Annotated in this window: 18 protein-coding genes; 7 read left to right on the forward strand and 11 right to left on the reverse strand. The window is 36.1% G+C overall.

All coding sequences use genetic code 11. From position 1 onward, the window contains the following. Positions 1-226 precede the first annotated feature (226 nt). Positions 227-574 (reverse strand): carbon dioxide-concentrating mechanism protein CcmK, encoded by a 348-nt coding sequence (locus AA650_RS23605; RefSeq protein ID WP_039199651.1) that lies wholly within the window; start codon positions 572-574, stop codon positions 227-229. Positions 575-661: 87 nt separating this feature from the next. Then, on the reverse strand, positions 662-973 hold the full coding sequence (locus AA650_RS23610) for a carbon dioxide-concentrating mechanism protein CcmK (protein ID WP_053540890.1): 312 nt from the start codon (positions 971-973) through the stop codon (positions 662-664). Positions 974-1116: 143 nt separating this feature from the next. On the opposite strand from AA650_RS23610, the gene AA650_RS23615 reads away from it, so the two are divergent. The 4 genes from AA650_RS23615 to AA650_RS23630 all read left to right on the forward strand — a co-directional run bounded on the left by AA650_RS23615 (position 1117) and on the right by AA650_RS23630 (position 3437). Then, the gene (locus AA650_RS23615) at positions 1117-2004 is read left to right on the forward strand and encodes an alpha/beta fold hydrolase (protein WP_053540891.1); all 888 of its coding nucleotides are present in this window, start codon (positions 1117-1119) and stop codon (positions 2002-2004) included. A 357-nt stretch (positions 2005-2361) separates the two neighbouring features. Then, positions 2362-2667: a hypothetical protein gene (locus AA650_RS23620; RefSeq protein ID WP_199924335.1), complete on the forward strand. Its 306-nt coding sequence runs from the start codon at positions 2362-2364 to the stop codon at positions 2665-2667. A 322-nt stretch (positions 2668-2989) separates the two neighbouring features. Next, positions 2990-3238, forward strand: a complete 249-nt coding sequence (locus AA650_RS23625) for a type II toxin-antitoxin system RelN family antitoxin (protein ID WP_053540893.1) — start codon at positions 2990-2992, stop codon at positions 3236-3238. Beyond that, the gene (locus AA650_RS23630) at positions 3228-3437 is read left to right on the forward strand and encodes a hypothetical protein (RefSeq protein WP_199924336.1); all 210 of its coding nucleotides are present in this window, start codon (positions 3228-3230) and stop codon (positions 3435-3437) included. Before AA650_RS23625 ends, AA650_RS23630 begins: the two co-directional genes overlap by 11 nt. 349 nt (positions 3438-3786) lie before the next feature. On the opposite strand, the gene AA650_RS23635 is transcribed toward AA650_RS23630, so the two are convergent. Continuing rightward, positions 3787-5271 (reverse strand): DNA methyltransferase, encoded by a 1485-nt coding sequence (locus tag AA650_RS23635; protein ID WP_053540894.1) that lies wholly within the window; start codon positions 5269-5271, stop codon positions 3787-3789. A gap of 197 nt (positions 5272-5468) precedes the next feature. Here AA650_RS23635 and AA650_RS23640 point away from each other — a divergent pair, with 197 nt between their 5' ends. Continuing rightward, positions 5469-6815 (forward strand): nSTAND1 domain-containing NTPase, encoded by a 1347-nt coding sequence (locus AA650_RS23640; RefSeq protein ID WP_053540895.1) that lies wholly within the window; start codon positions 5469-5471, stop codon positions 6813-6815. Positions 6816-6948: 133 nt separating this feature from the next. After that, on the forward strand, positions 6949-7830 hold the full coding sequence (locus AA650_RS23645; protein WP_053540896.1) for an aspartoacylase: 882 nt from the start codon (positions 6949-6951) through the stop codon (positions 7828-7830). Here the strand turns inward: AA650_RS23645 and AA650_RS23650 are convergent. Both AA650_RS23650 and AA650_RS23655 read right to left on the reverse strand, forming a co-directional pair. Beyond that, complete coding sequence (locus tag AA650_RS23650; protein WP_053540897.1) at positions 7813-8922, reverse strand: glycosyltransferase family 4 protein; 1110 nt, start codon at positions 8920-8922, stop codon at positions 7813-7815. The genes AA650_RS23645 and AA650_RS23650 overlap by 18 nt on opposite strands. A 63-nt stretch (positions 8923-8985) precedes the next feature. Beyond that, positions 8986-9768 (reverse strand): PIG-L deacetylase family protein, encoded by a 783-nt coding sequence (locus AA650_RS23655; RefSeq protein WP_053540898.1) that lies wholly within the window; start codon positions 9766-9768, stop codon positions 8986-8988. 890 nt (positions 9769-10658) lie between these two features. Between AA650_RS23655 and AA650_RS23660 the strand changes: the two genes are divergently transcribed. Continuing rightward, the gene (locus AA650_RS23660; RefSeq protein ID WP_053541391.1) at positions 10659-12452 is read left to right on the forward strand and encodes a WD40 repeat domain-containing protein; all 1794 of its coding nucleotides are present in this window, start codon (positions 10659-10661) and stop codon (positions 12450-12452) included. A 280-nt stretch (positions 12453-12732) separates the two neighbouring features. Here the strand turns inward: AA650_RS23660 and AA650_RS23665 are convergent, their stop codons facing one another. From AA650_RS23665 to AA650_RS23690, 6 genes are all read right to left on the reverse strand, one after another. Then, positions 12733-13266: a YqeG family HAD IIIA-type phosphatase gene (locus tag AA650_RS23665; RefSeq protein WP_053540899.1), complete on the reverse strand. Its 534-nt coding sequence runs from the start codon at positions 13264-13266 to the stop codon at positions 12733-12735. 173 nt (positions 13267-13439) lie between these two features. Then, a complete protein-coding gene (locus AA650_RS23670) occupies positions 13440-14012 on the reverse strand; it encodes a DUF3727 domain-containing protein (RefSeq protein WP_027403039.1) in 573 nt (190 codons plus the stop codon). Between the two features lie 127 nt (positions 14013-14139). Beyond that, positions 14140-14631 carry a Holliday junction resolvase RuvX gene (ruvX, locus tag AA650_RS23675; protein ID WP_053540900.1) on the reverse strand — a complete coding sequence of 164 codons (492 nt, stop codon included), beginning with the start codon at positions 14629-14631 and terminating at the stop codon, positions 14140-14142. Then, positions 14618-15865, reverse strand: a complete 1248-nt coding sequence (locus AA650_RS23680; protein WP_053540901.1) for a GNAT family N-acetyltransferase — start codon at positions 15863-15865, stop codon at positions 14618-14620. Before AA650_RS23680 ends, ruvX begins: the two co-directional genes overlap by 14 nt. A gap of 755 nt (positions 15866-16620) precedes the next feature. Continuing rightward, complete coding sequence (locus tag AA650_RS23685) at positions 16621-16833, reverse strand: hypothetical protein (RefSeq protein ID WP_039200714.1); 213 nt, start codon at positions 16831-16833, stop codon at positions 16621-16623. 382 nt (positions 16834-17215) lie between these two features. Then, a complete protein-coding gene (locus AA650_RS23690) occupies positions 17216-17746 on the reverse strand; it encodes a DUF29 domain-containing protein (RefSeq protein ID WP_234413251.1) in 531 nt (176 codons plus the stop codon). Positions 17747-17765 lie beyond the last annotated feature (19 nt).

The following is a 17765-nucleotide window of genomic DNA, read 5'->3' on the forward strand; positions in this document are numbered from 1 at the left end:
AGGGAATAGGAGGTCACTTGATTTTGGATTGATGCCACCAAACCAGTGTAGAGGTTGAAAATTTGGAATTAACGTTAGCGAAGCGTACGCAGCGCAGCGAGTATTTTTCCGTCCTCAAGTACGGGTAATTATACCAAATTTTTGTAATCTAAAATCTAAAATCTAAAATTCCCGGTCATTACCCATTACCCATTACCTATTAACCATTACCAGCCGAATATACAAATTAGCCTCTAGCTGCACCAATGATGGGATTTTCCACAGAATCTCGATACTGTTGAACGTCTGCTGTGTAAGCAATTGGCAATACAGCTTCTACGTTTTCGTGGGGACGGGGAATAATTACCCAAGATTCGAGAGTACCACCATAAACTTTTTCTACAGCATCCACACCGGCTGCCATAGCGGCTTTGACTTCAGAAACATCACCACGAATATTGACGGTAAAGCGAGCGCTACCAACTCTGATATAACCAACGAGGGTAACTCGACCGGCTTTTACCATTGCGTCTGCTGCTGCGAGAACGGCGGGAAAACCCTTGGTTTCTAATGATCCAACAGCTTGTAGTGACATTTTAATCTCCTGTTATGAATATAAAGTTATCGGTTGCTACAAATTATTTTTATGAAGGAATACTTCAATTTTTGATAGCTAACTCTCTTAGAAAATACGGAAAGGTTCGGATTTGGAGGTGAAGTGGATAGGTAAAACTGTTTCCACATTTTCCGGGGGGTTGGGAATAATGTAGTGGGTAATAACCTCACCACCATAAACTTCTTCACCAGCAGTAATTCCAGCGGCTACGGCTGTTTGCACTTCCGCAACGTGGCCTCTGACAGCAACTATCATACGACCACTTTCGGCGATACCGTAATAGACAATGGTGACACCAGCGGCTTTAACCATTGCGTCTGCTGATGCTAAAACCGCAGGAAAACCTAATGTTTCAATTACGCCAACTGCCATTGGCATGGCTTGAATCTCCTACGTTTGGGATAACCGATTCTTATTTTACAAGAAAATGGGCGCCAAAGCCCCGGAATTAAAACCTAAAAATTTTTAGTTGATCACTGGGTATTGGTCATGGTGGTACGCACTGATGTACACTGGAATTTATGTTTCCAAGTTTTCTTCCTGCCGCCGTTGGTCAACTCACAGAACCAACATCCATCGCTTTGGCTCAAAATATCCAAAGTCAGGCGATTAGTACGTTTCTATCTAATGAATCCATTAATACCACTTATATCCAACAGGGTCACGGTGGTACACCGATTTTATTAATTCATGGTTTTGATAGTTCGGTGTTAGAATACCGCCGACTTTTGCCGTTACTGGCAGAAAAAAACGCAGTTTGGGCTGTAGATTTGTTGGGATTTGGCTTTACAGATAGATTACCGGGGATTGCTTACAGTGCGATCGCCATTAAAACCCATCTCCACTCGTTTTGGCAAACCCTGATTAACCAACCTGTGATTTTGGTGGGTGCATCAATGGGTGGGGCTGCGGCTATAGATTTTACCCTCACCTATCCAGAAGCAGTAAAACAACTGGTATTAATAGATAGTGCGGGATTAAAAGGTAATTCCCCATTAAGCAAATATATATTTCCACCTTTGGACTATTGGGCAACGGAATTTTTGCGGAATCCCAAAGTGCGTAAAAGTATTTGTCGAACTGCATACAAAAACCCTGATCTCATCTCTGAGGATGCTTTGTGTTGCGGAGAATTACACTTACAAATGCCTAATTGGACTCAAGCCTTAATTGCTTTTACCAAAAGTGGCGGTTATGGCGCTTTTAAATTTCCCCAACTTGCCCAAATTGAGCAACCAACTTTAATTTTATGGGGCGATAGTGATAAAATTTTGGGAACTGGGGATGCTCCCAAGTTTGCCAAAGCTATTCCCCAAAGTAAGCTAATTTGGATTAAAGATTGTGGACATATTCCTCATTTGGAACAACCGCAAATTGTCGCTCAACATATATTAGAATTTCGGAATTAATTTCATAATTAGACAACAAAAGCAAAAGGTATACTAAACACGGGTGAGATTTAAGGGACTACCAAGAAATAAATTGTCCCAAAAAATAATTTATGGTCATTCTAGAAATAAAAATAATCATGATTAGAGGAAATATTGCGGTTGCTGAGTTTAGGGCATAAAAAGCACATGAAAAGTCTACACTCAGAAAAAAGTAGCCGAGTGAGAAGTATGTCTATTTGAAATTATCAAGTGTTTAGTTGAAATGAAAAGTTAAGTTAAGTTTTTCCAAAACAGATATCAATAAACCAATTACCTAGATTCGGCAAAATTTCATCTGCAGAAATGTATTCTTCCCCAGATATTAATATCTTAAAAATGGAACAATACCAGCATATTCCTTTTTTAATGTTTGTTAATTCTAATGTCATGAGAATCTTTAAGAGTCCGACTTTTACAGAAGTAGCAAGATTGGACACGAAAAAGGTTTTAGAACATTATAATCCAAAAAGCATCGAAGGAATCATCTATCAATCTACTTTAATAACTTTAACTCAATCATGGTTAAGAGATTTAGCTTATCATTGGAAAAGTCAAACCCCTCCTTACATTGAGGAGATGAAGGAAATTGGCTTATTTACTCTTTTGTTTGATGGTACAACAGAGGAGTTAGAATTATTATGATTATTTATTTAGAAACTAATTCAATTATGGCAATTGCCAAAGGAAGAGACTTGAATTTCTAATCTGATTATAGCATGATATATTAAAAATAATTCTAGGAAATATGATAAAATGTAACAATACCTTGTCCAAATTAGAAAAAGCCTTGATTTGTAGGTTGGGTTGTGGAACGTGAACGTTCGCGGAGCAATTAGCATGAAACCCAACAAATGCGTTGGGTTGCGCTGTCGCTTAACCCAACCTACAGGAAATGCACAAGGTATTGATGTAATAGAAATATTTTCTTCATCAAAATTAGTTAAACAAAAAGCAGCTAGAAACTATGAAAGCCTTAGAAGTTACTGGAAAAATTCAACAGGGACAATTAACCTTAGATTATCCTTTAGAAGTTGATGGTTTTAATATTGTTAAGGTAATTATTCTCCTACCAGAAGCAGATGACATTGAATCTGATCCTGATGACACTCCAATTCAGGAAATAAAAGAGAGTTTAAAAACAGCATTACAAGAAGCAAAAGCAGGAAAAAGAATCCCTTTAGAAAAAATGTGGGAAGGAATTGATGCAGAATGATTCTTTTTTAATTAATATTGATTTAACTCCTGAATATCAGAGAAATTTAAAACATTTAGCCAAAAAATACCGAAATATTCGTTCTGATACTCAATCTTTCATTACACAATTGCAAAAAGGAAATTTATTAGGAGATAGATTAACTGGTTTTAATGAAGATGTTTATATTTATAAAGCTAGAGTCAAAAATAGTAAGTAGGTAAACAAAATAAAAATGAGGGGTATTGCATTTTTTAAAATGGCTGAAACTCAATCAGAATCTCGCATTGAGACAACTTTACATACCGTTATATACCTTTAAATTTTTCTGTTTACCTACTTAATCTTCAAAAAGGTAAAAGTGCTGGTTATCGGGTAATTTATTTACTTGAATCAGAAACCAGCATTTTATTGTTAACCATTTACAGTAAATCTGAACAAGAAGATATTACAGATTATGAGATTAATTCTATTTAAGAGGAGTTTTATAGAGATGAATAAAAAACGCCAATAAGATAAAGATAATAAATGTTGGGTTTCCTTGCGTCAACCCAACCTACTAAAAGTTATCAAATATCTAATTCTATTTGATTAACTTTCACTTCTTTGTGTTTTTCTGCACTTTTAAGAACTTCATTAATTAAGGGAATATTTAACTTTTGTTTGTTTTCAATAATATCTTGAATTGTAATAATCTGAACTTTATCACAACTATGAGTCATGAATTTATTTTGATAAAAGCCAGCGGATTTGGCGGTTTTTAACATATCTTTTGTAGGATTTTCTAAGGTTATAAATATAGCTATACTGGCATTTTCTAGCGTCATTGTTCCTAGTAAATCCCGGATATCTCCTGATTTAACTTTACCAGATTTAACTTGAAAAATTACTTTCTCTAGTTCACCTTTATCACCATAAAATAAAACAGTTCCATCTACTCCTTTATCTGCTCCTTTTTTAGTGTTAATTATGGCTCGATTATTAGTATAAGTTAAAATTGCCCATTTTTCAAATTCTTTACGAGTGCGATCATCTGCTTTATTTGCTAATGCTATTGCACTTTCTATATCTTTAGGAATACCATGAAGTTTGATGGTATCTACAAAATCTTTACCAAAGCTGTCTTCTAATCTTTTTAAAATTAAACTAATACTTTGATAAGTAATATCAATTCCTATCCATTGTCGGTCTAATTTTTGGCAAACTGCAACAGTTGTACCACATCCACAATAAGCATCTAATATTATATCATTTTCATTAGAACTGGCTTTAATTATTCTTTCTAGTAATGATTCTGGTTTCTGTGTTGGATAACCTAAACGTTCTGGATCATTAGCATTTAATATATTAATTAACCACCAGTCTTCAGGTATTTTACCAAGAGGATGAGGTTTATAGACTTTATTAGTACCTTTATGTTTTCCCCACATTGCATCATCAGTTCGTCCAATTCCTTCCGCTTGATAGGGCATCCTAATTTTATCTGCATTGAAAATGTAATCTTTTGTTTTTGAATATCTAAAAATTACATCATGTCGTCTACCAAAATCCTTTTTAGGAGAACCTCCACCACGATAACACCAAATAAGTTCATTCAAAAAATCTCCACCCTGAGAACAAAAAACAGCATCTAATATTAACTTTAAATAGTGACTAGACGTAGGATCACAATGTAGATAAAAACTACCTGTAGGTTTCAAAACTCGATGAATTCCTGTTATTCTTAAAGTCATACTCACCAAATAAGCGAGTAAACTTCCCTTTCCTAAGACATTACTTAAACCTGAAATTAAACCAATACATTGTTGAGTAAATAAACCATGATAATTAGTAATAATTTCATCTATTCCCCGAATAGCGTGATCATCCCATTCCCAAGTATCAATAAATGCTTGAGCTTGTGCTTTATCTTCTGCACCAATATTATTATAAATTTGATTGTAGTTGCGTTTAGAATTAAAAGGAGGATCAATATAACATAAGTCAACAGACTCATCTTTTATGTAACGTCTTAAAACTTCTAAATTGTCCCCATAATAAAGTTGATTAACCATTGTTTTCGTGCAATTATTTTGCTTAAATTAACCCTGATTAATCATTCTTATACCTAATTACTTTTTTGTCATACCAGAAAATATGAGATATTCTCTGATGTTTTATTAAGAAATTTTAAGAAAATACCTGAAAAACCCTGATAATCTGGAAACAGATTGAGTTATAATGGCTACAAAGATTAACTCATCTAAGTTTTATGACTGTTACAGAAATTTTACAATTTGTGGATAATTTAGTATTTACTAAGACTGATAAACATTTAGATGATCTGCAAAAAAAGATTATTGAGGAACTATTTCAGGGTAAAACTTATAGACAAATTGCCAATATTTATGATTATGATGAGGGTTATATCGGTGATGAAAGTAGGAATCTATTTAAAATATTATCTGAAAGTTTAGGTCAAAATGTTAATAAATCTAATTTTTGTTGGACTATAGAAAGAGTTACAAAATCTAGAATTATTAATTTTGAAAAAAATAATATTAATTGGTGTTCTAATAATCAAACATCAAATCATTATCAACAGAATAATAATATAGAACAATCTAAATCCTCTTACCATGATTTAACGCTATCCCCTAAAATTACTCGTTTTTACGGAAGAAAAAAAGATTTAGATTATTTATCTAATGGGATATTAAATCAACACACTCATTTAATCTCTGTGTTAGGATTATCTGGAATTGGTAAAACTACCCTTGTGAAAAGATCTGTTGATCTAAATCTCCAACAATTTGAAGTTATTATCTGGAGAAGTTTAAAATTTCCTAAATCCCTAGATTTACTTATTGATGATTTATTGAATGTTTGTCAACAAGAAGCTAAAGCAACCATAGATGATAAATTAAAACAATTATTTAATATCTTTAAAAATAAAAAATGCTTAGTTGTTTTAGATGATTTAGAAAATATCTTTGTTAATTGTCAATTTGCAGGACAATATAAACCTGAATATCAAGATTATAAAACCTTCCTCCAAATGATCACAGAAATTGAACATCAAAGTTGTTTAATTCTCATTAGTCAGGAAAAATGCCAAGAAATGATTTCTTTAGATAGTGAACTTTATCCGATTCATTGTTTAGAATTATCAGGTTTAAATAATGCAGCTACAGAGATATTAAAAAATCAAGGATTAAAAAATGAGGAAACTTGGTTAAACTTAATTAACTTATATGAAAGTCATCCTAAATATTTACAATATATCAGTATTTTAATTAAAGATGTCTTTCAGAGTGAAGTTGCCGAATTTATCAAAGAAAATAGTTTAATTTTAACAGAAGATTTTAAATCTCTGTTTGATTTAATATGGATGAGATTATCTGAAGTTGAAAAAGAGATATTATTGAAAATTAGTCAAAATGATCAACCTATATCTAGAGATGAGATAAAACAACTTTTATCATTGTCATCAATGGATATAATTAACGGGTTACAATCATTAACAAGAAGATTTTTAGTATCCAAATTAGAAAATGATCAAAAACTATATACTCTTTCTGCCGTTTTTAAAGAATATCTCAGAATTTATCATCATTAATTATACTCCCTTCCTCTTGCTATTGGCATCTGGACTATGAGAAAATTATTTATGCAGCATCTCAGCACAAAAGGCTATGGACTGATAGAATGTGTTCACTTTCATAGCTAAGTTGCTTATAAATGAGGTATTTATGAATCAAATTCATCGGGTGGCGATTGTCGGCGGAAATCACGGTAATGAGTTAACGGGAGTTTACTTGGTGAAAAAGTTTCAGCAATATCCCCATTTAATTCATCGAGGCAGTTTTGAAACTTTATCATTACTTGGTAATCCTAAAGCTATTGCTGCACGGACAAGATATATTGATACAGATCTGAATCGTTGCTTTAATCAAGATAAATTATCAAATTCAAAAATTTCAAGTTACGAAGAATTAAGGGCAAGAGAAATTCAACAAATATTACAACCAGAAAATCAAGAATCTGTAGATACAATTATTGATGTACATACAACTACTGCCAATATGGGATTATGTATTATTCTGGGAAATTGGCATCCTTTTCTGCTGAAATTAGCTGCTGTTTTGAGTGCAGTTAATCCTTCTGTGAAGGTTTATATTCATGAACAACCTCAAGGTAGTGGTTTTCTACGTTCTTTGTGTGATTTAGGTTTTGCGATTGAAGTTGGTGCTGTACCCCAAGGAATTTTAAATGCGGAATTATTTCAACAAACTGAACAACTTATTTATAGTGTTTTAGATTATTTTGAAGACTATAATCAAGGAAAAGATTTACCAAAAAATAACACACTCACAGTTTATAAATCAATTGGTGTGATTGATTATCCGAGAAATGAAGTAGGGGAAATTCAGGCGATGATTCATCCCCAACTTCAGTTCCAAGATTATGAACCTTTGCATCCTGGTGATCCTATTTTTATGACTTTCACAGGAGAAGAAATTTTCTATCAAGGAAATTCTACTGTTTATCCGATCTTTATTAATGAAGCTGCCTATTACGAGAAAGGAATTGCGATGCACATTAGCGAACAGCAGTTAATTAAGATTGGCTAATTCTCTGGTTTCCATGACTCTGATGATATTGTCTTTTCTCATTAATTCACGATATACACTTAGTGTTTCTTCATTCACTCGTGCTGCACTAAATCTTTCTAGATTTTGTTGGGCGCGGAATTTCCACTGATTTAAAAGTTGGCGATCGCTCAATAATTGTGTCAAAGTATTAGCTAAGGCTGGAATATCCTTGGGTGGCACTAAAATCCCCGCTTGACTATAATCTAAAGTCTCAGGAATACCATCTACATCACTGGCTATAATCGCACAACCAGCTTCCCGCGCTTCCGTTAGCACTAAGCCAAAAGATTCGCAATGTGAAGCCAGAACAAAGATATCTGTTCCTAACATATAGCGTTGCGGTTCTGCCTGAAATCCTTCAAAATGAATGCGATTACTAACACCTGTATTTTGCACCATTGCCTCAAATATCGAACGATCTGGACCATCTCCTACCAAATACAAATGTGCTTGCGGAAAGTCTGAGGAAACTATTTTAAATGCCTCAATTAACTCATAAATACCTTTGCGGGTATACATCCCAGCCACAGTAGTTATAGATGGATGTGGCATTTCTACTGGTTGATAATCTGCCAGTTTTTTATGTCGAGGACTTCCTAAAGTTCCATTACTAACCACGCGCAATTTTTGAGGTGGAATACCCCGTTTAATCATTGAATTAGCTACTGCTTTACTAACTGCAATTACCTGATCAGCTAACCCCATGAGGATAGCACTATGTTGAAACTCATTATGGACAGTAGAAACTAAATGATATTCTCGATTCTTGCGAAAAATACCTGCTAAAATCGCTCCTGTCATCATGTGTACATGAACAATATCCGGTTGAAAATCTTTAATAATTTGGCGATAATGCCAAGCAGCTTTAATCAGATTTAATGGTGTCCGACATTGATTTAAATGAAAATGTTCAACACCGTGATCTGCTAATAATTTTTCATATTCTCCACCAGCAGAAGCTACAGCAATATCCAGACCACTTTCTGCTTGTAAACAAGCTAAATCTACAGCAACATTAACAATTCCATTACCGATTTTTTGAACATGATTAGTAATATGTAGAATCCGCATTTAAATTTTCTCCACTGTAATTATTTATAGCAAATCTTCAGATGCGTTTTCCCTGTCCCTACCTTACTCGGATTTAAAAAATATTTCTTCCGAATATAAAAATCGGTTAATAAATCCCCGAGGTAACATCTCAATCTGTGAAGAATAGGCAGCAATAGCTTTTTGTTTTTTCTCTTTTACTGATGTTACTGATAAGCGATAAGCCGCTGCAATGTCTTGTAACTTCAACAGAATAAATAATGGCGATCGCCAAAATACCCAAATAGGATATTGAAGTATTTCTGTATGAATTTGCGATTGGATAATTGCCTCTTTCACTAAATTATAAGTAGCTTCATGATCTTGATGACAGTCTTTACGGTGAGGCACATAAACCTCTCCCGGTTGATATAAATTTAGTAGTTCTGAAATTTCAGTAATTATCTGTTGTCTTTTCTCTATATTCAAAGAAGCTAAACTGCCATCTTGGTGATTTAAAAAATGAATCTCTGAAGGGTTTACTCCCAAAATATTTAACGCCATCAAAGATTCTTTTTGACGAATCTGGATAACTTGATTTTGCATAAGTGGATCTAAGCCATGAGAACCTCTACCGTCAGTTAAAAAAGTTATACCTACTTGTATTCCTTGTTCTCTTTTACGGGCAATCATCCCTCCACAACCAAAGGTTTCATCGTCTTGATGAGGAGAAAAAACCAGTGCTGATTTTTCAGAAAATTTCAAGGGCTGACTTCCCCAATGCAAAATCCACCAGGAAATTAAACTACAATGAATATATTGTATCTGATTTAACAATTTATTAGGGATGATTTTTTCTAAAGAGATTAGGTTTTTTTTATGATTCATAAATTTAAAATTGATTCCAGACAAAATTCAAGTTTTGTAGATAATAAATATTGATGCTTCCCATAATTAAAATAACTATTTTTATAATAGTCAAACCATAGACAAGAGTATTTATTTTTTTAATAAAGTTATGCTGAACATATCAATAAGAAAGTGTTTAAAAATCAGATAGATGCCAAAAAACTCTCTCAGAGTCTGTTTAAAAAGTCATGATTGCTGTATCGAATATTTTACCCCTCCCTAACCCTCCCCTTATAAAGGGGAGGGAACTAGTACCGCAAGGCGGAAGTCAAAAGTCAAAAGTCAAAATGAAGACAGTATAGGCTTTTGGAGGATTTAGAATGGTTGGTTTATTTACGCCGTTTTGTACTAGATTTTTATTGTCACCCCTCTTTACAAAGGGAAAGGGGGGTAAAAATGTGATGAAAATTACGGGATACCACTTGTCATTATTTCAATCTCATGTTTTTAAACATGAGTTTTTTCTGTTCCCTATTGCTTCCTGTTCCCTCTGAATATTTTTCTAGCCAGAAGTGTTTCTATAGAAACAGTAAATTATCAGTTAGATTAGTTAGAATTTATGGAAATCATCGAAATCCCCATAACCTACCATATAGCGGTATGCACTCTTTGTGAGATCCAGTCAGCAAATCGTTAAGCCTGTAGGGACGTGGTTTTCCCGTCCTCGATTGTATTGCATCCTAAAAATAACTGCTATATAAAGTTAAGCAGTGCTTAATCACAGTAGGGCTTAATGTTTACCATTAAATTTAGCTAGTTTTTGTATTCCATCAGACTGTAATGATTACTAAATTTTGGCTGAAGTTATAAATTGAGTAATTATTGCATTAGTATAAGTTATCTTGGGTATGCAATGGTGTGCCACTATCATGCAGATGAATTGGATTAGTTTACTAAAAGCGCAACAAACTGACTTCTTAAACCGGGTGAAAAAACCGAAAACGGCGGATCTTTCTCTTTTAGAAAGTCGAGTTAAAGGTTATCACAGTGAGGTAATGGCATTTGCGGGGGATTCATTAACGAAAATTCTTGAATGTTCTCGTCAGCAAGCTGAAATCCTCGCCAAAAACCCTCCACCGATACCACCTGAATATCCGGAATATCCTGATTGGATCATTCCCTTTCCGACTTATTTTCAACGCCAAGCAGAAGATTATCTTGTCCGTGAACAAATTGTTGATTGGATGATTACGGAACGGTTAGGAAAATTAGTGAGAAAAGTGCCACAAGACACTTTAGAAAATATGGGTTTGGATGATGAGGGAAATTTACGCGGTGAAAGTAAGTTTACTTATTTGTTAGCAAATAACCCAAAAGTAAGTATTCAAATTCACGTAGCAGATGGAGAAAGTTTTAATGGCATTAAAAAAGATAAAATTCGTTGGTCTGTTAGTCAAGAAGATATCAATAACCACCAAGTATTGATTTTCTTGTGTTTGTTTTATCCAGGAAATACCCAGTCAGGATACCACAAACAAACAGTGATTACTGGTTTTTTACCGACAAATCAACTAGATTTTTCAGACTCAAAGACTTATCTAACTCCCAGTAGCCTATTGTATGCAGGAGGATTAAATTGGTATTTACAGTCTCTGGGTGGTAAACCAGATGATGTGCCAATAAATGATGAGAAAATGATGGTAGAAACCATTCAAACCTTACCACCAGAACATCCCAAAAAGAAGATTGTTGGTGATTGGGAATGCTGGCAAACATTAAAAGGACATACCAAAGGTATTAACTGTTTAGCCTATGCTATCAAAACTTTAGTAGTCCAAGATGCCGGAACTAAAAATGTGAAAACAATCCCGATGTTAGCTAGTGGTAGCAGGGGAGAAACAAAATTATGGGACTTATCAAAAGGTGAATTAATCGAGACATTATCAGAATATCCTTGGGTTATTTCTGCCAACGTAGATGAGGTTAATTCCCTGGCTTTTAGCACCGATGGACAAACATTAGTAAGTGTAGGTGCAGATTCCACCGTTAAAATTTGGCATACTGGGGCGTTGGATCTAATTGATATTCTCCATAAACATCATGGAGATGTCCGTTGTGTGGCGTTTACACCTGATGGTAAGATGTTAGCAACTGGTGGTCATGATCGCCAGATTTTGTTTTGGAACTTGCGCGATCGCCAAGTCGAAAATACTCTATCTTTAGACGATACAGCAGCCCATTCAATGGTGTTAAGTCAAGATGGGAAAATTTTGATTACAGGTAGCTATCGGAAGATCAAAGTTTGGGAAACATCCTCAACACTCAATCAGAAAAATTTGCCAGATACACAACCAATATACACCCTGATGGGTCATTCTCATATTGTTAGTTCCCTAGCCATGAGTGCTGATGCTAAATTTTTAGTCAGTGGTAGTCAAGATCAAACTATTCGAGTTTGGAATTTAGCTACTGGGGAATTAGTTCACACTCTCAAAGGACATCGAGATAGTGTGAATACAGTTGCTTTAAGTCCTGATGAACAAATTATTGCTAGTGGTAGTGCTGATAAAACTATCAAATTGTGGCATTTACAATCTGGGGAATTATTAGGGACATTTGCCGGTCATGCTAATACAGTCACAGCTTTATCCTTTACTGCTTCTGGAGAAATGTTAGTCAGTGGGAGTTTGGACAAAACAATTAAAATTTGGCAGCGGAGTTAGATAAAAACGGCGGTCGTCTCTACAAGTTTGTGCCACTTACAAAACTGGTACAAATTTTTTATGAATAACTGCTTGACTGGCTGCTATTTTCGTGATTTTAATTGAGTACGAGTACAGTTACGGAACTGGTAAGTTATAAAAGAAGGGAACAGATAAGAAACAAAAGTTGCTGAGTTTAGAGCTTCAGTCAAAAAAAAGATGTTTTTAAACCTCTTACCTTTGCGCCTTTGCGCCTTTGCGTGAGGATAAATTCATACTTCAATTATGCAACGCCCAATTTTTAATGTTTAATAGCTTTACCTGTAATAGATGCACCCAATATCTCTGATATCCAAACTTCAATATTACGGATAGGATGGGAACGGAGGGCTGTAAAATCGGGATGGATAATTGGTTCAACTAAAATTGTAAACATTCCCAAGCGATTACCAGCTAAAACATCTGTAAACAAGCGATCGCCTACCATCCCCACTTGATGTACAGGTAAATTCATCTCCTGCAACGCCGCCCGAATTTTCCGTCGGGAAGGTTTAGCCGCACCCAAATAATAAGGTAAATTAAGAGAACGGGCAATGCCACCAATTCGCGCTTCACTTAAATTATTACTAACTAACCACAATGTCGTACAAACCCGAATTTCTTCTATCCATGCTTGCAATTCTGGGAAAGTAGAACTTGTTGTCATCGGTACTAAAGTTTCATCCACATCTAATACTAGCCCTTTCAGCCCATATTGTCGGATAACATCTGGTGTCAGCGTCAAAACTGAACCTGCTAAAATCAAGTTAGGCTCTAATAGATGGTTGCGAGTCATAATTTTTTGTGAAGGGCTTGCGCCCAGTCAGGATTCAGGAGTCAGAAAGGAAGAAAAAAAATTTGAGGTTTAGATTTATTAAGCAAACCCTAATTAAATTTAGATTTTTGAATAAGGCAAAAGGCAAAAGGCAAGAGTAATTAAATTACCAATTACCAATTACCAATTACCAATTACTCAACTTCGTTAAAAAGATGTTCTTCTAAGAGGGGTTGAAATTTACGGAACTCTTCAGGAGAAAGTAATTCTGGTTCACCTGTTTTCGTAATTCTGGCAAAAAAGAGCAAGGGGTCGAGGGGAGTATAAATTGCATACTCCTGTTCATCATGATAAAAAGTGGCAATTTCCATTAGTTGCTCTGGTTCTAAACCATTTTCTTCATCTTCGATTTCTAAAGTAAAGAATTTCGATTCATCTTCAGGAGGTAACTCACCTGCTACAGTCAAAGCATAAGCAGTATTCTTGAGAATTAGATTTTGCTCGGAAAGCACAGCTTGAGCAGTGCCGAAAATTTGGTCTATGATTTCATCATCTTCCACCAAAACGGCTTCTTCTTCGTCGCCATCGGCTTGCCAAGCAAAAATTTCTATTGGTGAATCTACAGGAAGAAGGAGAACATATTTTTCTCCCTCTACATCGAGGGTATGCTCGATGTAACATTCTAGTGTTCGTTTTAGCTCATCTGTTAAAATCAGAGAACTTTCGGAATCGTGATCATTGTCTTCAGGAAGTGGAGATGAATACATAGCTGAATTATGTAACTGTAACAATACTCTTATATATGGAAATCATTGAACCGCTAAATGACAGCCGATGTCAACCATAAATTCAGAGATAGAAGTAATAGTTTTTAGAATACCATGTTAAAAGGGATCACTCATCAGCAAATGTTACCGATCGCATTGCTGAACTACGTCTAGCATCTAGCCACTGTTGTAAAATCAATGCAGCAGCCTTACGGTCAATTAAACCCTTATTTCTTGATGGAGAGCGATTTTCAGCTATTAGCAGTTGTTCTGCTTGATAAGAAGTTAATCTTTCATCCATATATTCCAAAGGAAGTTTCAGTGCTTCTGCTAATCTAGCCGCAAATTTTTGGACATGACGGGCTTGAAAACCGATAGAACCATCCATTGAATAAGGTAAACCAACAATGAGAATTTGTACTTGTCGCTCATTGACTATTTGCTGAATTTTCTCGACATCTTCGACAAAAGACTTACGCTCAATTGTGGTTATACCCGTAGCAATTAATCCTGTGCCATCACACCCAGCTAAACCAATGCGTTTACTACCAACATCCACACCCAACGCGGAAATAAATGATTTTGATGGCTGTTGGGAGATCACGCTATTGTTGCTCATAGGGTTCATCTGTAGCTGAATCTGATGGACAAGGTGTGTCTATCATATTAGGGTTTTGATGATTGAAAGCTACAATTTCCGACTGAACTGGTGTAGCTCTTTCTGGCTGTACCTGCTGTGGTTGCGGCATCCATGACATCCCCCCAGGAATAGGCTTCCGGGTTGGTTGCAGTCCTTGTAACATTTCCTGCCACTGAATCCCTTCTAGGGAGACAAATTTCGATTCTCGTAGTTTATGCCAGACGGAACGAGACATGATTAGGGTATGTTCTTGGCGTTTAGCCCCAATTCGCTCTAAATATTCTTCTCTTTCTGGTTGATAGTCGGAGGAAGCTAATTGTAATCCCTGTTGGGGGAAATCTTGGGCGATACGGGCTAATTGAGATAATAGTTCAGGATACAACCAAGTATAGGCAGGATGAACTGTCAGTGTGGCGATATGGGGTTTTGTCCCTGTGCGATCAAGTTGCACCTGAAAATAACCAATGGCTGCTTTCCGCTGGGGTTCAAAGACGTAACCACTAACAACTTCGGTTTTTGTCATCCACTGCTTGAGGGCATCACCAATAGCACCAAACAAAGTGGTTTTAAAATCGTGGGTGTGCCGGTCAAATACTTGCCGTACCAGGGGTGGCATTGATGCTGTATCTAGTTGATATAGTAAGGGAGCATCAGCATTACTGACTGGTAAGAGGTTGGGTAAATCTGGCTCGGTTTGAATTAATTCTGCTAATAACTGGGGACTAATTTCCCAGTATGTCATTTCTGCCAGCCGTTGAAATCCATTGTGGCGATACAGTGCTAAGGCATCAACGTCATTAATATTAACTTCTAATATCCACGTCCGTGCTTCTAAAATAGATTCAAAGCAATGGCGCAGTAGTTGTGAACCTACTCCCAGGCGATCGCCAGTTCCCGCTAACATCACCCGATCAATTCGCCAAGTGCTGCGAGTTCGGTTAAAAGGCGAGACTTGAATCATTCCCAGTAGTATCCTTCCCTGTTCGGCAACATAGACCCAGAAACGGTACTGTAAAGGATTAGGAAACCAACTTAAGAATTTGAGTAACCCATACCAGTGTTTTAACCATTGCATTTGCCGCATCGCCGCATCAGTTTCTTGGGAAGAAAGATGGGACAATGATTCTTGAGTTAAGCGATCAATTCCTTCCAAATCCCTATGCTGGACTGGTCGGATAACAACGCTGAGGTTTCGAGGGAGTAGTGAAGTCATTTTGATTCAAGCCGCCATTTAACCTTTACAAAATATGATTGGTGATCTAATACTGCAATCATTTTAATGGCTTTTTGCTCTTAGGTCTTGCTTCCCAAGAGTGATTTTCTTAACTAAATGAGTAAAAAAATATAAAAAGCAGAAATTGTGAGTATACCTTTGGGGTGAAAACCACAATGTCTGCTTCTATTCTATGGTAATTCTACTAAAAATACTCTTAACTATTCACCGTAAGTTCAGGAGTTCAGAAGTTCAGGAGCATGGCTAACGCCACGCTGCGCTACCAGGAGTATGGCTAACGCCACGCTACGCTATCAGCAAGCCCTATTTAGATGGGTCAGTAACCCAGCCCTAAAGTGACTGGGCTTGCAAGAGTAATCAAGCAAGCCGTACTGACCAGACCACCCTGAGTTTACTCTCATGGTAGCCGTTATTTGAGTCACGACACCCACCGAATGCGTTGCCAGTTCCCTGCTCCGTCGCTTGTGATTAAACAGTTCTAATCCCCAAAATTTTGTGGTAAAATCGTAGGCTATTGACCACCAATACCGTAAGCGAAAACCAAGCTGATAGGTAAGTGTTACCAGAGAAAGATTTGGGTCTGTCATCTGATAGAACTAAGTTTGTTGCTTGTCCTATCATACCACGAATGTCTGGCTATGTCTAGTATGTCATGGTAAATTACGTCCTATCTCTAACTCCCGATGAATTGGGAAGCCCACACTGTACCGAAGTCAGTGTGTGGTAGTTCACATCTATAGACCTTGGCGAGAAGCAAATTTTTCAAATTCCGCTTGGGTTTGATGCAGTAATTGTTGACGACTATCTTGAATTGTCTGTTTGAAGTTGGGAACTAAGTTGGGAACCAAGTTGCGAGCTTGTAGTGTCATGTGCAGTTGTAGATGAGCAACGTATTCGCTTATATCTTGGTTATCTACAGTTGCGCCCGTTAATACATTTGATTCCATTGCCACTGAGTTCTCCTTGATGAATTAGTTGTAATTGCTTTACTAGAAGTTCGTCAAATTTATTTTGACGGGTAATGATCGGAAAAAACTTCTTTTCTTCCCTCCCCTGCCCCCCTGCCTCTCTTCTCCCCCTGCTTGCCTTCACCTGTCATTTTCGGGTTGACAGACTACTAGACTAGATCAGAAGTTATCATATTTTTTACTTAACTGCCTATTTCGCAATGAAGTGTAATGATTGGGAAAGAGGGAACAGCCAAGAATCAAGATACAGCATATTGTGGGTAAATGAGGTACAACCTTTAATCACAAAACCTTGCAGTGAGGCTGTTTTACTACTGATAGCTGCTGTAAATAACCTGATTTTTTACCAAATAGAAATTTTCTAATCTTCCCAAAGTGTATAAGTTTCGTTAAAAACTTCATCCCAACTTAAAGCAATAATATCTGGTTTTTTGCCCATTTCATCTCTAGCATCCTGTTTTGCAGCTAGAAAACACTTATCCCAAATTGATTCCAAAAAATCTCGATTGAGACCTGGCATTTCTTCTTGACTGGCAGTAATTTCTGCCCTAGCTGAACGAATAGAAATTACCCAACTAGCACTACGTTTTTCCGGTTGACATTTCCACTTAATTATATGCAGTATCAATCGAGTTAATTGATTAATTACTGCTCTTTTTTCTGATCGCCCCATAGACTCGGCTAAACTCTCTAAAATATTATCAACTTCTTTAATTTTCCCCTCCTCTAGCAGTTTTTTTGCTTTCACTACAGCTAAATATGGTGATTGAAAAACCAGTTCGTCATAAGGTACTGTCATAATTGGTAACTCCTTGGCTTGTTTTTTCCCAAATCTTGCATATAAATACATCATATTATTAATTTTATATGCCTGGACTTGACGATGAACCATAGACTGTTGATTATGGATA

The organism is Anabaena sp. WA102 (assembly GCF_001277295.1).
Lineage (GTDB): Bacteria > Cyanobacteriota > Cyanobacteriia > Cyanobacteriales > Nostocaceae > Dolichospermum > Dolichospermum heterosporum.

Coding starts and splice junctions, on each gene's coding strand:
- AA650_RS23605 (WP_039199651.1), bottom strand. CDS start 574: ATGTCACTACAAGCTGTTGGATCATTAGAAACCAAGGGTTTTCCCGCC.
- AA650_RS23610 (WP_053540890.1), bottom strand. CDS start 973: ATGCCAATGGCAGTTGGCGTAATTGAAACATTAGGTTTTCCTGCGGTT.
- AA650_RS23615 (WP_053540891.1), top strand. CDS start 1,117: ATGTTTCCAAGTTTTCTTCCTGCCGCCGTTGGTCAACTCACAGAACCA.
- AA650_RS23620 (WP_199924335.1), top strand. CDS start 2,362: ATGGAACAATACCAGCATATTCCTTTTTTAATGTTTGTTAATTCTAAT.
- AA650_RS23625 (WP_053540893.1), top strand. CDS start 2,990: ATGAAAGCCTTAGAAGTTACTGGAAAAATTCAACAGGGACAATTAACC.
- AA650_RS23630 (WP_199924336.1), top strand. CDS start 3,228: ATGCAGAATGATTCTTTTTTAATTAATATTGATTTAACTCCTGAATAT.
- AA650_RS23635 (WP_053540894.1), bottom strand. CDS start 5,271: ATGGTTAATCAACTTTATTATGGGGACAATTTAGAAGTTTTAAGACGT.
- AA650_RS23640 (WP_053540895.1), top strand. CDS start 5,469: ATGACTGTTACAGAAATTTTACAATTTGTGGATAATTTAGTATTTACT.
- AA650_RS23645 (WP_053540896.1), top strand. CDS start 6,949: ATGAATCAAATTCATCGGGTGGCGATTGTCGGCGGAAATCACGGTAAT.
- AA650_RS23650 (WP_053540897.1), bottom strand. CDS start 8,922: ATGCGGATTCTACATATTACTAATCATGTTCAAAAAATCGGTAATGGA.
- AA650_RS23655 (WP_053540898.1), bottom strand. CDS start 9,768: ATGAATCATAAAAAAAACCTAATCTCTTTAGAAAAAATCATCCCTAAT.
- AA650_RS23660 (WP_053541391.1), top strand. CDS start 10,659: ATGCAGATGAATTGGATTAGTTTACTAAAAGCGCAACAAACTGACTTC.
- AA650_RS23665 (WP_053540899.1), bottom strand. CDS start 13,266: ATGACTCGCAACCATCTATTAGAGCCTAACTTGATTTTAGCAGGTTCA.
- AA650_RS23670 (WP_027403039.1), bottom strand. CDS start 14,012: ATGTATTCATCTCCACTTCCTGAAGACAATGATCACGATTCCGAAAGT.
- ruvX (WP_053540900.1), bottom strand. CDS start 14,631: ATGAGCAACAATAGCGTGATCTCCCAACAGCCATCAAAATCATTTATT.
- AA650_RS23680 (WP_053540901.1), bottom strand. CDS start 15,865: ATGACTTCACTACTCCCTCGAAACCTCAGCGTTGTTATCCGACCAGTC.
- AA650_RS23685 (WP_039200714.1), bottom strand. CDS start 16,833: ATGGAATCAAATGTATTAACGGGCGCAACTGTAGATAACCAAGATATA.
- AA650_RS23690 (WP_234413251.1), bottom strand. CDS start 17,746: ATGGTTCATCGTCAAGTCCAGGCATATAAAATTAATAATATGATGTAT.